The following is a 13,798-nucleotide window of genomic DNA, read 5'->3' as shown; positions in this document are numbered from 1 at the left end:
GCTGCGCTGCTGTTTCCCTGGTTTACCGCCAGCTAGCTTTTACAAGCTCAAGGGGTGAACCACTCCTATTTATGCCTAGGCCATTTCATGTTATCGGGTACAACCATCTACTTATCTAATCCGCCGATATGATCGAACGGGAAATAGCGAAACATCACTTTGCCGACAAGCTTGTCCTTCGCCACAAACGGGGTGCTTGGCCACAAATGCGAGTCCTCGCTGTCGTTCCGGTTATCCCCCAGGAAAAAATAATGGTCCGCCGGAACGGTTACAGGGCCGTAGGTGTAGGTCATTTTCTCGTTCAGGTAAGGCTCGTCTACCTTCTGTCCATTGCGGATCAGCACGCCGTCCTTCACTTCGATCGTATCTCCCGGGAGACCGATCAGACGCTTCACGAAGCGCTCATTCTCATGCCCCTCCAGCGGAGGATAAAACACAACGACATCACCGAACTGAAAATCGGTCAGCTCGACCATTTTTTCCACTAATATTTTATCATCCAATTGAATGGTCGGCAGCATCGACCCGGTCGGCACCGTCATGCCCTGCGCGACATAGGTGTTAAAAGTAAAGCTGACAATCGCAGCGATTGCCAAGGTCGGAACCCATTCTTTGATCCACCGTTTCACTCGTTGCATCTCTTCAGCTCCTTGCTCTTTGTTCTCTCTTTCACTTTACACGATAAAGCGGGAAGAAAGATTAAAGGAGCATAAATTTTTGAGCAAGGGCCGATTACTTCGCCGGCGCAGCCGCGGGTGATTTATTTTCAACATAAACATATTCTTTAAAATGACGTTCCCCAATGTTTCCTTCCACTTCAACCTGCTTCGTATCTTTCCAGTTTTTGATCTGTGCACTGGAAGATAGAGAGACGGAAGAACCAGCTACCATCTCGGATGCCGTAGCAATAGGTATGACTTCAGGCTCTTGGTTATTACGAACCACATTCACGGTAGCATCCGTTAACTTTTCACTGCCCAAGTAAGTGATCGTCGGAAATTCCTTTAGCGTACTTCCGCTTGCTTTATATTCCAGCTTTACCTTCCAATGCTCCGAATGACCTTCGAGCACGGCGGGACGGGTACCGGTATCATCGGCGCTGTTTTTGGTGCAGGCCGTCAAGGCCGTAAGTGCAATCACCGGAACGAGGAGCGCAAGCCCCAGCTTGGTTTTCAACATATTGGATGTCCCCCTTAACTTGCCTTTATTATAATTTGGATATGCAGGCAACATTTTATTCCAAATGAGCACCGGAATCAAGTCTCTTTGACTTCCCTCCCGCACAGTCGTTACAATAATACATGAACTCATCCAATAGCAGGGAGGGAAAAAGCAATGAAATACCGCAGATTGGGAAGCACGAATGTGAAGGTGTCTGTCATTGGAGTCGGTACGTGGCAGTTTGGCGGCGAATGGGGTAAAGCGTTCACACAAGACGAAGCCGATGCTATTCTGGATCAAGCGCAAGCCTCCGGAATAAATCTCATCGATACGGCCGAATGCTATGGCGATCATACTTCGGAAGCCTTGATTGGGAACTATATGGCTCGCCGGCGCCGGGAGGATTGGGTTATCGCGACGAAATTCGGTCACCATTTCCACGGCCACCAGGAACGGACACAGCATTGGTCCCCACAGGAAGTATTGGACCAGCTCGATGCATCGCTGAAGTCTTTGCAAACCGATTATATTGATGTGTATCAATTTCATTCCGGCTCCGATGAAGCATTCGATCAAGATGAGCTATGGACTTTATTAGATAAGCAGGTGCAAGCGGGGAAAATCCGTCATTTGGGCACGTCAATCGGAAGCAACGATAACTTGCACCAGACGGCTGCCTCCCGCAAAGTGGGCTCCCAGGTCATTCAAGTGGTGTACAACCGGTTGGACCGTAAACCCGAAGAGCGCGTATTTCCTTCCTGCGAAGAGCAGGATCTTGGCGTATTGGCCCGCGTACCGCTTGCCAGCGGTTATTTGAGCGGCAAATATAAGCCGGGTGCCGTCTTCGGAGATAATGACGTGCGTCAGCGCCACGACCGGGAGCAGACCATCGCCAAGCTGGAGGAGGTTCAGCGTATCCGCGAGAATGAAGTACCGCAGGGGATGGATATGGCTACTTGGTCATTGGCGTGGTGCCTGAAGCATCCGGCCGTTACCGCCGTCATTCCCGGCTGCAAGAGCCCGGAGCAAGTCATCTCTAACGCCGCGGCTGCAGAATATGTATCCGATTTACATAAACAAAGCTGGAAGGACTAAGATGGCGGAGAAGCTTGAGCAAGATAATCCATGTTTTTACACAGGACCGTTCATGTAATTCCATCCGATAACGCGATATGCTAATCGATGAACTCAATCAAACCGGAACCGATTCCGCTGCCAGAGAAAGAAGGCTTGAGACCGATGAAGCTATCGACCCGAATTTATTTGGATGCCGCGTTACAGAATATGAAAAGCGTCACTTTCTTTACTTTCCTGCAGGTGCTTATCGCCCGTCTGGGCGCAAGCAATTTTGAGATTGCTTTATCGAATTCGCTTCCACCTCTGTTCTGCGCGCTGTCGTTGGCGTTTCTTACACGACAGCTCCCGGTAACCAGAGGTGTTTTTCTTACGAGCGGCTATATACGTCAATTCGCCTTCCTTTGTATGGCATTCTCCGTGCTGCTGCCGAATCCGATCCCTTATCTGCTGTTTTTCTGGTCCATCAACGCCGTGTCCGTCATGGTGACGGGAGCGCAGCAGCCCGCGATCATGCGCAAATGGATACCGGCCAACGAATTCCCGCGCATTTTCAGCAATAATAAAATTATCGGAATCATCATCGTGACCTTTGGCAGCTTCGGTATCGGTTATTTTCTGGATGCCTATAACTGGATGTTCCCGAAAAACTATGTCATCTCCATGCTGATCGGCTGCTTCGCAACCTTCGCGGGGATGTCGTTAATTGCTGAGCTGGCTCCCAAAGAGAAGAAAAAAATCCGGTTCACCTGGATGCGCCCGCTCCAAGAGTGTGACCGTCGGACATGGTGGATGGGCTTGAACAACGTCGGCATTGCAATGGTGGCCCCGCTGTTCGTCATTTACCATGTCAATGTGTTGAAGCTGAGCAATTCTCAAATTGCTTATTTCGTGGTCATTGCCGGCATCGTCTCCTCCCTGCTGCTTCCGGTAGCCAGACGCTGCATGGAGCGTTTCGGCATGATGAAGGTATATGGTGTCGCGGTGATCGGCATGGCGCTGGCCGTGCTGCCTTACGGGTTCATTCATTCGTTCTGGCTGCTGTTCGTCATTCAAGGCTGGGTCGGAGTTTGTCTCGCCGTGCATGAAGTATCCTCCCAAACGATCATGATGAAGGAAGCGGCCAAGCATCGCAAGGAGATGGCCTATTTCTCGGATTTCCAGCTTGTGATGAATGCGGGCAACGGGATCGGCGCTTTAGTGGCCGGCGCTCTTCTCGCGATTCTCCCTATCTGGGGCTGCTTCATCGTCATCGGCATCACCCGTTTGTTCTTCTATTTCAGCTACCGTGCTGCCGAAGAGACGGAGGCGGAAACCGCCAGCGTCATGCAGCAAGCCAGAGGCTGAGGCTCCGCTGCTGCAACATTGTTTCACAAAACAAGCACGCCTCCAGAATATCCTCCACTACACAGCAAAGCCGCACTCTCTCTCGTCCCGAAGGTTAAACCCCTAGGGCGCGAGGAAAGTGCGGCTTTGTTTTTTGTTTCTATTAAAAGAGCCGGATTTGCTTATTGTACACCGTCTCATCATCATTGCTGTCCATCACGCGAATTTCTACGTTCCAATATCCAGCGTAAGGAAGATAGGCGCCGCGTGCTGTGTACATATATTTGGAAAGGCCGCCGTATGAGTCCTCGGGCACGCCGCTCTTATCCTCTGTCCAGACGAGCGGTACTTCCAGCGGTGCAATCTCAGAAGCCTTGGCATCCTGAAGCTTCATGAGGATCTGCTTCGGTTTGCCCAGCTTCTCAGGAAGCCACACCTTCACCGTAAAATCGTTCACTCCGGGAACATTCGGCGTAATTTGGGCGGTCATATGAATTTTCTCGCCCATGACGTGCCAGTTTAACGGCTTATTGGAAGGCAGCGGCGTCAAATATGTGAAGATCCCGACGATCCCGACAATCAGAACAGCAAGCACAGCATCTGTGCCAAGAAAAAGCGCCGTCTGCTTCAGCCTGCGTTTACGGTATATGCTGCGAAGAATCATACCCGTCACAACAACGAGAAGGACGAGTGCGCTTTTGGCAAGAAGAAGCTGTCCCCATTCGGTTTCAATAATATATGTAAGATTCGGCAAAAAGATCAGTACCGACAAAACACCGGTTACCATCAGCAGGACGATGGAATATAAGGCTGTCGCCGAGAACCGGGGAAAGAAGGCAAGTCCCTCCTCCCTGTCCTTACGCCACAGCACCAGAAGCATGACCAGCCCTCCTACCCACAGGGCAGCCGCGGCCAAGTGAAGCATGTCAAGCACGATCGTCTGTGCTTTGGGCTCGAATACGGAGGCATGACCGTTCAGGCTTTTGGTCAGCCAGATGCTCGCCGCCCACAGGATATCAATCCACAGACTCCGGTACAAAACCACGAATCCGAGAAGTGACAGGAGCAATGAGGCTATCCAGATATAACCCGCACCCGTGCTGGTAAAAATAGCCTGTAGGGCGTCCGCTCCGCCGTCACCGATCAAAGCGTATACATGAGTAAACATAAAAAAGATGAATACGATTAAATAAATGCGCTGCAGCTGTCCAGCCCAGCCCATGAGATACGTTCGGACGGCGGCACTTCGACCCGGAGCCAACCGCTGCCAGAGCAGCCAGCCTGTGAATGCAAGCATGGCCATGTAATAGAAAACCCTTGAAATAAACTGAACGGCATCCTCAAAGCTTAAGCCTGTGCTTAGCCCATTGGAATGAAGGTGATTCGCCCCCCCAGACGTATCGACAGGAGCAGCGCTGATCGGCTGGCCAACCGCGAATAAATACGTACCGTCAATTGGATGTCCGTCGGCCGAAATTACATGGTAGGTTACCAGGTAGTTGCCCTTCGCCAATGAGGGCAGATGAAGCTGTAATGCCGTATGATTTGCGTTCAACTCTGCCTTGGCTGCCGTAACCGGCTTCTTGTTGGTATCCAGCACTCGAATATAGAAAGCGCCGTCTTCCAGTCTTTCATTAAACGTCAGCACCACCTGAGAGGGTGCTTGGTCCAGCTCCGCATTGGCTGCGGGCACCGACTCTACCAATGTCGCATGAGCGGACACTTGGTGAGGTATCGTTATCATACATAGTACGGCCAGTAAAACGGCAAGCGACAGCTTCAACCAACGCATTGAATACCCGTGCTCCCGTTCCGGCCTGATGAGCAAGCCCATGATTACAAATCCTCCTTACAGACGCTCCCAATACTCGGAGATGACGGCATGGAAACAAATCAGTCTCCGCTCAGCCGTTTCCTTCCTGCAAAACCATCGTACAAGCCGTGATAATGTTCCACACGTTCCTCGCCCTGGCGCCAGCAGAGCAGCACTTCCTCCCCGTCAATCATGGCCGGAAAATCGATCAGACCGGTATCCAGATCCTTCAGCTGTACGCCCTTCAGTTCAAAGCTTTGTAGTAGTGTATTACCTTCCACCTGCAAAAAGTCCATCTCGCATTCCAGCGTAAAATACGGATCCCCCTCCTCGGAAACAACACCGTATTCGCGGTGGTACGCCTTTAATTGCCGGAGCTGTTCATATTTTTCTCTAAACTCCTGCTTGATGGCCTGGAGCTTTTCCAATTCGAGCTTGACGATAGGCAGCATCGCGTTTGCTTCACTTATCGTAAAATAAGTCGGCTTCATCGGGTTCAACCTCCTCCAAAAGGAATCGATGGTACGAACATATATTGAATATAGGCAATTTGGTGCATAAGCTTTTCTTACTTTAGCATATTCCCGGGGAGCAAACCAAATTTTTCACGGGACTGTCATACTTTTGCTGCCAGGTTTATATCGGCAATAAAACGTCAATGAATGAGGATAAAAATAAGTCGGCGACGGGTTGAATTGAAACCTTACTGGAGGCCCTGCAGGAATGCAAAATACAAAAAATCAAATTTGGAGAAGCCCCTATGCCATCTTCTCTCTTTTACTATGGTTGAAGCTGGGCTTGCTTCGACTGTTTTTGTTCAAAACCGTCGATTTGAAGTGGTGGCTGGTCGACTTGGCAAGCGTGCTTGTGCTGACAAGCTTGTTCGAGCTGGTCTTCCCGAGAAGGATGAAAAAAGGCGCCTATTGGGGGCTTAATTTCATCCTTTCCCTTATTTTTCTTGCTGCAACCCTTTACTTTGAGCATTTCGGTTCTGTCGTTACCTACACGGCCATCGCTGAGATCAAACAGTTGATTCATATATCGTCAAGTGTGAAGGCATCGTTGCATTTGGAGGACTTTTTGTTTTTTGCGGATTTCATCCTGGTTGTCGTGATGAAGCTGATCCCGGGTATTCGCCGTTTCAGACTGATGCAGGAACGCGCGGTTAGAAGGTACGTAGTGATCGTGCTTTGGCTGAACAGCCTGGGAGCTTCCGTTTATTTCATCCGCTCTGACAACAACATCACCAATGAGCTGGTACGGGCCGAACAGCTGGGCCTGCTTAATTACGAGATGTCTGTTGCTTTTAAAGGGATGAAGGAGGACACTGAATCCAAATTTACAAGTATCGAGCAGGCGGTATTGGCCGTCAGCCGCATCCAGACGAGATTCAATTACGGCATTCAGCCGGATACAAGCGGCAAGCCGGCCTATTTTGGCTCCCAGCAGGGCCGCAATGTGATTGTTTTGCAAATGGAAGCCTTTCAGAACTTCCCGATACATCTGAACTACAACAACCAGGAAGTAACGCCTGTGCTGAACAAGCTTGCTTCGGAAAGCTTTTACTTCCCCCATGTATTCCAGCAGGTCGGTCAAGGAAACACCTCGGATGCCGAGTTCATGTCCAATACATCGATCTACCCTACCGGCACCATACCGATGTCCACCGGCTACGGAGACCGCATATTGCCGAGCATGCCTAGGCTGCTGGAAGAGCGCGGGTATGAAGCTAACACGTTCCATGTGAACGAGGTGCATTTCTGGGACCGCAACAAGCTGTATCCTGCGCTCGGCTTCACACGCTACTACGATAAGCCCAATTACACGGACGACCATTTCAACTCCTTCGGGGCGTCCGATGAGGAACTATTCCGCGTAGGGGTCGAAAAGCTGACGGAGCTGCAGAAGCAAAACAAACCGTTTTATGCCCAGTTTATCACCGTGTCCAGCCATTACCCGTTCAAAATTCCGGATGACCGCCGCAAGATGACCTTGCCGGCATCCGTTGAGGGCAAGCAGCTGGGAGACTACCTGCTGTCGATCAACTATACCGATTATGCGATCGGCACATTGATTGAAAAGCTGAAGGCAGCCGGGCTGTGGGACAACACTGTGCTTATAGCATACGGTGACCATTTTGGGCTGCAGCCGCAGGATAACGATACCAAGGTGTTGAGCCAAGAGCTGGGGATTCCTTATCACGAATACATTACCCGGTTCAACATTCCGCTGATCGTCCATATTCCCGGTCAAACGCAGGGGCAGACGATCGACCGGGTAGGCGGACAGCTCGACATCATGCCGACGCTGGCCAACTTGATGGGCATTTCGCTGGATGACGAAAACTTCATCCATTTCGGACAGGATTTGTTGAACATTCAAAAAAACGCATTCGGCATGCGATACTATCTGCCTACCGGCTCCTTTTTCAACGACGATATTTTATTCGTCCCCGGCAAAGGCTTCGACGACGGCACCGCGGTTTCTATCCGTTCGCTCCAGCCTGTAACAGATCTTACCCCCTTTCGCAAAGATTATAACTACATCATGAGGCTCATGAGCATGTCCGATGAGTATGTCAAGCTGCTTCCCAAGCGCGAATAAGGGGGGCAGCTTCCTTTTTTCCAATGAATCGGTTTCCGTTGGGCAGATCAACCTGTCTCTACAGCGTGACCCGCTCCTTTTCAAAAGACCTCGAACAGAGGTTTATTTCAATAGTTTGGCGCGTAGGTCTAAGCGACTATTTTTCCCACAATTCCCCTCCCATTTTTGATCCCTAAATGTCCGAAAAATAGCGGATATCCCCCGAAAACAACCTGTTTTGGCCCGTTTTCCTCCCCCCGGCGATACCTTTCGTGTCGAAAATTATTAGATTGACAGACACCATATATTGAGGTAAATTCAATTTACGGCTTTAAAGACAACTAGATATTGTGGAAATAACAACCATGCACGACATATTTCGTCGACATGCGTTACATAAAGCCCGGCTACAGCCGGCAATTCCCCAGATTTAGTATGAAGACATAGTATAAGCATGATAGTTCTTCAACGCAGCTTCAGTTTAATGAATGAATAAACGGATTCACCGTCCTGCAAAGGGCGGTGCCCGTTTGTCTAGGTAGAGAGCATGAACGGCTCCCTCTGGTATGAGCCTCATGCTTTTTATTTGCCTGTGTTTTTTTCAAAACTTTCATAGATAGCCATGTATTTAGTAGTTTCTATCTTGTCTCGAAAAAAGGAGTAGTTGTAGATGATCATCGTAAAAAGAGACGGTACCCAAGAAGAGTTAGTTTTTTCAAAGATGAAAAAAGTAATCGACTTCGCTTGCGAGACTTACCCGGAATGCGATCCGCTGGAGCTTGAAACCGCCCTGCTGCCGCTGTTCCGCAACGGGATTTCGACGAAAGAGATCCAACGTCTTCTTATTCAAGTAGCCGTAGAAAAAACAAGCGTAGAACAGCCGAGCTGGCAATATGTTGCCGCCAAGCTGCTTGCCTACGATTTGTATAAAGAAGCCCGTTTGAACCGCAAATACGGACATTTCGGATACGGTGACCTCTACTCTCTCATCACATATTTGACAGATATGGGACTGTACGGGCGTTACATATTGGAGCATTATACGAAGGAAGAGATTCACGAGCTCGGCTCTTATATTAAGCCGGAACGCGATTATCTCCTTAACTATATCGGACTCAAAACATTGGCTGACCGTTATTTGATCCGCGGCCTGGATAAAGAAGTGCTTGAGCTTCCCCAAGAGCTGTTCATGGGTGTTGCCATGCATTTGGCTATGAATGAAGCGGACAAGCTGAAATGGGCCAAACAGTTCTACGATGTGCTCAGCAGCCTGGAAATGACCGTAGCTACGCCGACGCTGGCCAATGCGCGTAAACCGCTGCATCAGCTTTCCAGCTGCTTTATCGATACCGTTCCGGATAATCTGTGGGGCATTTACAACGTCGACCAAAGCTTCGCGCAAGTATCCAAGCATGGCGGCGGCATGGGGATCTATGTCGGCAAAGTGCGCAGCCGCGGCTCCAACATTCGCGGTTACAAAAACGTCGCCGGCGGCGTAATCCCTTGGATCAAAAACTACAACAACACAGCGATCGCCGTCGATCAGCTGGGTGTTCGCTCCGGTGCCGTAGCCGTTTACCTCGACGTATGGCATAAAGATATTTTCGACTTCCTGAACTTGAAAACGAACAACGGGGACGATCGCATGAAGGCGCACGATATTTTCCCGGGCGTGTGTATCCCTGATTTGTTTATGAAAACCGTTCAAGAACGCGGAACCTGGTACTTGTTCGATCCTCACGAGGTACGCAAAGCCAAAGGCTACTCCATCGAGGATAGCTGGGGCGAAGAGTGGGAACGCCGTTACTGGGAATGCGTCAAGGACGACAAAATTTCCAAAGAGGAAGTACCTGCTATTGATATCATGAAGCGGATCATGACTTCTTCGTTCGAAACGGGTACACCGTTCCTGTTCTTCCGTGATACGGTGAACCGTGCAAATCCGAACAAGCATGCCGGCATGATCTACTGCTCCAACCTGTGCACGGAGATTTGCCAGAACATGAGCCCGACCGAGCTGATCCAGACGCAGCATGAGGACGGCATCATTACGAACCAAGTGAAGAGCGGCGACTTCGTCGTGTGCAACCTTTCTTCCTTGAACCTGGGCCGTGTATATACGAAAGAAGACATTGAGCGTGTCGTCACAACGCAAATGCGGATGATGGATAACGTCATCGACTTGAACTACTATCCTATTCCGCAAGCGGAAATTACGAATAAAAAATACCGTGCTGTCGGCCTCGGCTCCAGCGGGTATCATCAAATGCTCGCTCAGTTGAAAATCCAGTGGGAATCGGACGAGCATGTCGTCAAAGCAGATGAAGTGTACGAATGGATGAACTTCTATGCGGTCAAAGCCTCGATGGAAATCGCGAAGGAAAAAGGCGCGTTCCGTATGTTCGAGGGCAGCGAATGGCAAACCGGCACTTACTTCGAGTCCCGCGGCTATAACAGCCCGGAATGGCTGGAGCTCAAAAAACAGGTTGCTGAGTACGGTGTACGCAACGGCTGGATGTTCGCTATTGCTCCTACCGCTTCGACTTCGTTGATCGCCGGCTCGACGGCGGGGATTGACCCGATCTTCAACAAGTTTTTCGTAGAAGAAAAGAAAAATGCGGTTATTCCGCAAACCGCTCCGAACTTGAATGCCGAAACCATGTGGTTCTATAAGGAAGCACACCGTATCGATCAATTGTGGAGCATCAAAGCCGCAGGTGCACGTCAACGCCATATCGACCAGGCGCAATCGTTTAACCTGTACATCACGCCGGAGCTTTCGGCCAAGGAATTCCTTGAGCTGTACATGGCTGCATGGGAGAATGGCTTGAAAACCGTTTACTACGTCCGCAATAAAAGCCTTGAAGTCGAGGACTGCGTAAGCTGCTCCGCCTAAATGGGTATAATAGGAGTCAGTCTGATGACAGGGAAAGAATTGTGAGTGAAAATGTAATCATGAGAGACGGTATTCCGGAAAAGGGAAGGGTACTCCACCGTGAACTTTCCCTCCGCTCCCTTTTCCCTTCATACCTGACATGAATACATTTTCACGCTACTTTCCACCCGTTGTCCAACTGACTCCTGCCTGGGGGTAGAAAGAAGTTCGGTGAACAGGCAGCTGTTCACCATGGCAGCAGCGAAGCGATCTGCCCTGCTCTTGATCTGGCTCTTGATCTGGCTCTTGATCTGGCCCTTGATCTTGGCCATCCCGCGGCACGGCTCTTGTGCCGCGTCCCGGCAGCAGCGAAGCGCTCTGCCTCCGCTCTGCCCACAGCATCACCTGCACAACGTAGAGCGTGTAAGCCGCTGTTCCGGGCGTCAGCAAGGAACAGCGGCGCACGTAAACGAGCATAAGCACCCATGCACCACCCAACGAACCATCGCACCACCGTGAAGCGTGTGAGCCTAAACGCGGCTGAATAGCCGCCGTTTAGGCTCACAGACGCGTTCCCAACCAATACAAAGTAACTCTCCCGAACAGGGGGTCCAGGGGGCAGCGCCCCTTGGGGTCCCCCTTGGGGGATTTAGGGGGTAGCCACACTTGGATCAACTTAGTAAAAAGAAACTATTCAACGAGCACGGAGACCGCGACTGGGGCAAACGGCGCATGATCGGCGGTAATACGACGAATCTGATTGAGCTCAATAACGTCAAATATGACTGGGCCACCAAAATGTACCGCACGATGATGAACAACTTCTGGATTCCTGAGGAAATTCCATTGGCCCAGGATGCAAAGGACTACAAGTTTTTATCGCCGGAAGAGCGCCAAAGCTATGATAAAATTATTAGCTTCCTCATTTTCCTGGACTCGCTGCAAACGGCGAACCTGCCCAACATCAACGAATATATTACTGCTCCTGAGGTCAACTTGTGCCTAACGGTACAAACGTTCCAGGAAGCCGTGCATAGCCAAAGCTACTCGTACATCCTGGACAGCGTCGTTTCGGCCGAGGCCCGCGACGATATCTATAACCAGTGGCGGGAAGACAAGCATTTGCTCCGCCGCAACCGGTTCATTACCGACTTGTATGAGAAATTTATCGAGGATCCTTCCACGAAGAACCTGATGAAGACTATCATGGCGAACTATATCCTGGAAGGCTTGTACTTCTACAGCGGCTTCAGCTTCTTCTACGCCCTCGGACGTCAAGGAAAAATGCTCGGAACCGTTTCCGAAATTAAATATATCCAGCGCGACGAGCTGACACACTTGGCGCTGTTCCAAAATATTTTCCGTGAAATCCGCAAAGAGAACCCTGATGTATTCACCGACGAGCTCGTCGAAGAGCTTCGTCAAATGATGAACACGGCGGTTCAGCATGAAATCGAGTGGGGTCAATACATTACGAACAATAACATCAGCGGACTAAGCAATGTGATCATCGATCAATACATTAAGTACTTGTCCAATGAACGTTTGAGAAACCTCGGTCTGGAAATTCTGTTCCCCGAAATCACGGAGCACCCGATGAAGTGGGTAGAAAGCTTCAGCAACATGAACACCATGAAAACAGACTTTTTCGAGCAAAAAGTAACGAACTACAGCAAATCCTCCAGCCTCAACTGGGACGATCTATAAGCTGAAGGCCGCAAGCCGACAGTCGGCTGCAATTCAACGGCAATCCGCAGGCTCCAGAAGCACCCGATGATCTTTATAGTATACAAAGGCACGGCACTGTCATCGACAGGCTGTGTCTTTTTTTCACCTTACAGGATTGCCCCCTTAATGAAGTTATTCATTACGCATGGCATTTCTTGCATCAACCTCGTGTTCCGCACATTGCTGCACAAAAGCCTTGTGTGCTATCGTAAAATGGAAGACTTTACTATTCTTGCAGAGGAGGAACCCCTTTGCCTTACCCGCTGCCCGAAAAGCTTGTTCAAACCATCCTAGGCGTTCATGGACAAAAAGGAGAGCAGTGGCTGCGCGAATTCGACGAATTGCTTGCGCACTGCGAGCAGAAATGGTCTTTACAGGTGCAAGCACCGCCAAGTCCTTATCCCCTCTCCTTCAATTTCGTTGCCCCCGTCAGATTCGAGGATGGCCGGGAGGCTGTGTTAAAGCTCAGTGTCCCATCCAAAGAAAGTGTGACAGAGCTGTCCGCTTTGCGCCTGTATCAAGGTCGAGGTATGGTCCAATGGCTCGATGCAGACCTCGGTCGCGGCATCCTGTTAATCGAAAAGCTGCAGCCCGGTAAAACCTTGAAGTCCATTCAGGATGACGAAGAAGCGACCCGGATCGCCGCCCAGGTCATGCGCCGTTTGAAAACACCGGCTCCTGCCAGCTCCGTCTTCCCATCGGTAGCCGATTGGGCTCAAGGCCTTAAGAAGCTGCGCCTCCATTTCAACGGTGGGACCGGTCCTATGCCTGAGGACATGGTTGCTAAAGCCGAAGCAAGGTACCAGGAGCTGCTGTCCTCCGTCTCCACATTACAGCTGCTGCACGGCGATCTCCACCATGAAAACATTCTGTCCGCGGCGCGGGAGCCTTGGCTGGCCATTGACCCGAAGGGTGTCATTGGAGAGGCTGAATATGAGGTCATCTCCTTTCTCATGAATCATTTGCCGGAGGCGGAGCAGCATCGGGACCTCATCATTCAGCGAAGAGCAGAGCTGTTTGCACAGGAGCTGAATCTGAACCCACGGAGAGTATACGCCTGGGGCTACTGCCATGCAATACTGTCGGCCTGGTGGTGCATCGAGAGCCAGACCGGAGGTATGGAGAACAGCCTGCATGCCGCAGCGCGATTCGATAGGCTGCTTCATCTCGCAACTTAGGACGGGCGCTGCTGATCGAGAAAGAATAATCCTCCACCTTAAGCCTGTTCTCCCAAAAAA

The 13,798-nt window shown here is 50.5% G+C and carries 11 protein-coding genes; 6 read left to right on the top strand and 5 right to left on the bottom strand.

Annotated features, from left to right (window positions below):
• Positions 1-107: 107 nt before the first annotated feature.
• Complete coding sequence (gene lepB / locus CF651_RS17220) at positions 108-638, bottom strand: signal peptidase I (protein ID WP_094016091.1); 531 nt, start codon at positions 636-638, stop codon at positions 108-110.
• Positions 639-732: 94 nt separating this feature from the next.
• Positions 733-1,179, bottom strand: coding sequence for a hypothetical protein (locus tag CF651_RS17215; RefSeq protein ID WP_144029069.1), 447 nt, complete (start codon positions 1,177-1,179; stop codon positions 733-735).
• Between the two features lie 156 nt (positions 1,180-1,335).
• Between CF651_RS17215 and CF651_RS17210 the strand changes: the two genes are divergently transcribed.
• Together CF651_RS17210 and CF651_RS17205 are read left to right on the top strand one after the other, a co-directional pair.
• A complete protein-coding gene (locus CF651_RS17210) occupies positions 1,336-2,256 on the top strand; it encodes an aldo/keto reductase (RefSeq protein WP_094016089.1) in 921 nt (306 codons plus the stop codon).
• An 87-nt stretch (positions 2,257-2,343) separates the two neighbouring features.
• Entirely contained in the window at positions 2,344-3,582 is a 1,239-nt protein-coding gene (locus CF651_RS17205) for an MFS transporter (RefSeq protein ID WP_094016088.1), read from the top strand.
• A gap of 142 nt (positions 3,583-3,724) precedes the next feature.
• Here CF651_RS17205 and CF651_RS17200 read toward each other — a convergent pair whose 3' ends face one another.
• Complete coding sequence (locus CF651_RS17200) at positions 3,725-5,395, bottom strand: copper resistance CopC/CopD family protein (RefSeq protein ID WP_245855974.1); 1,671 nt, start codon at positions 5,393-5,395, stop codon at positions 3,725-3,727.
• Positions 5,396-5,454: 59 nt separating this feature from the next.
• Complete coding sequence (locus CF651_RS17195; protein WP_094016087.1) at positions 5,455-5,865, bottom strand: DUF2203 domain-containing protein; 411 nt, start codon at positions 5,863-5,865, stop codon at positions 5,455-5,457.
• 232 nt (positions 5,866-6,097) lie between these two features.
• Between CF651_RS17195 and CF651_RS17190 the strand changes: the two genes are divergently transcribed.
• Both CF651_RS17190 and CF651_RS17185 read left to right on the top strand, forming a co-directional pair.
• Positions 6,098-7,978: an LTA synthase family protein gene (locus tag CF651_RS17190; RefSeq protein ID WP_094016086.1), complete on the top strand. Its 1,881-nt coding sequence runs from the start codon at positions 6,098-6,100 to the stop codon at positions 7,976-7,978.
• A 649-nt stretch (positions 7,979-8,627) separates the two neighbouring features.
• A complete protein-coding gene (locus tag CF651_RS17185; RefSeq protein ID WP_094016085.1) occupies positions 8,628-10,853 on the top strand; it encodes a ribonucleoside-diphosphate reductase subunit alpha in 2,226 nt (741 codons plus the stop codon).
• A gap of 156 nt (positions 10,854-11,009) precedes the next feature.
• Here CF651_RS17185 and CF651_RS17180 read toward each other — a convergent pair whose 3' ends face one another.
• Positions 11,010-11,315 carry a hypothetical protein gene (locus CF651_RS17180; protein WP_094016084.1) on the bottom strand — a complete coding sequence of 102 codons (306 nt, stop codon included), beginning with the start codon at positions 11,313-11,315 and terminating at the stop codon, positions 11,010-11,012.
• A gap of 183 nt (positions 11,316-11,498) precedes the next feature.
• On the opposite strand from CF651_RS17180, the gene CF651_RS17175 reads away from it, so the two are divergent.
• Positions 11,499-12,539: a ribonucleotide-diphosphate reductase subunit beta gene (locus CF651_RS17175; RefSeq protein ID WP_094016083.1), complete on the top strand. Its 1,041-nt coding sequence runs from the start codon at positions 11,499-11,501 to the stop codon at positions 12,537-12,539.
• A gap of 272 nt (positions 12,540-12,811) precedes the next feature.
• Positions 12,812-13,738 (top strand): aminoglycoside phosphotransferase family protein, encoded by a 927-nt coding sequence (locus CF651_RS17170; RefSeq protein WP_094016082.1) that lies wholly within the window; start codon positions 12,812-12,814, stop codon positions 13,736-13,738.
• The last annotated feature ends 60 nt before the right edge of the window (positions 13,739-13,798 follow it).

Origin of the sequence: Paenibacillus rigui (assembly GCF_002234615.1) — a bacterium.
Lineage (GTDB): Bacteria > Bacillota > Bacilli > Paenibacillales > NBRC-103111 > Paenibacillus_S > Paenibacillus_S rigui.
This window is presented reverse-complemented; position numbering and strand designations above follow the sequence as displayed.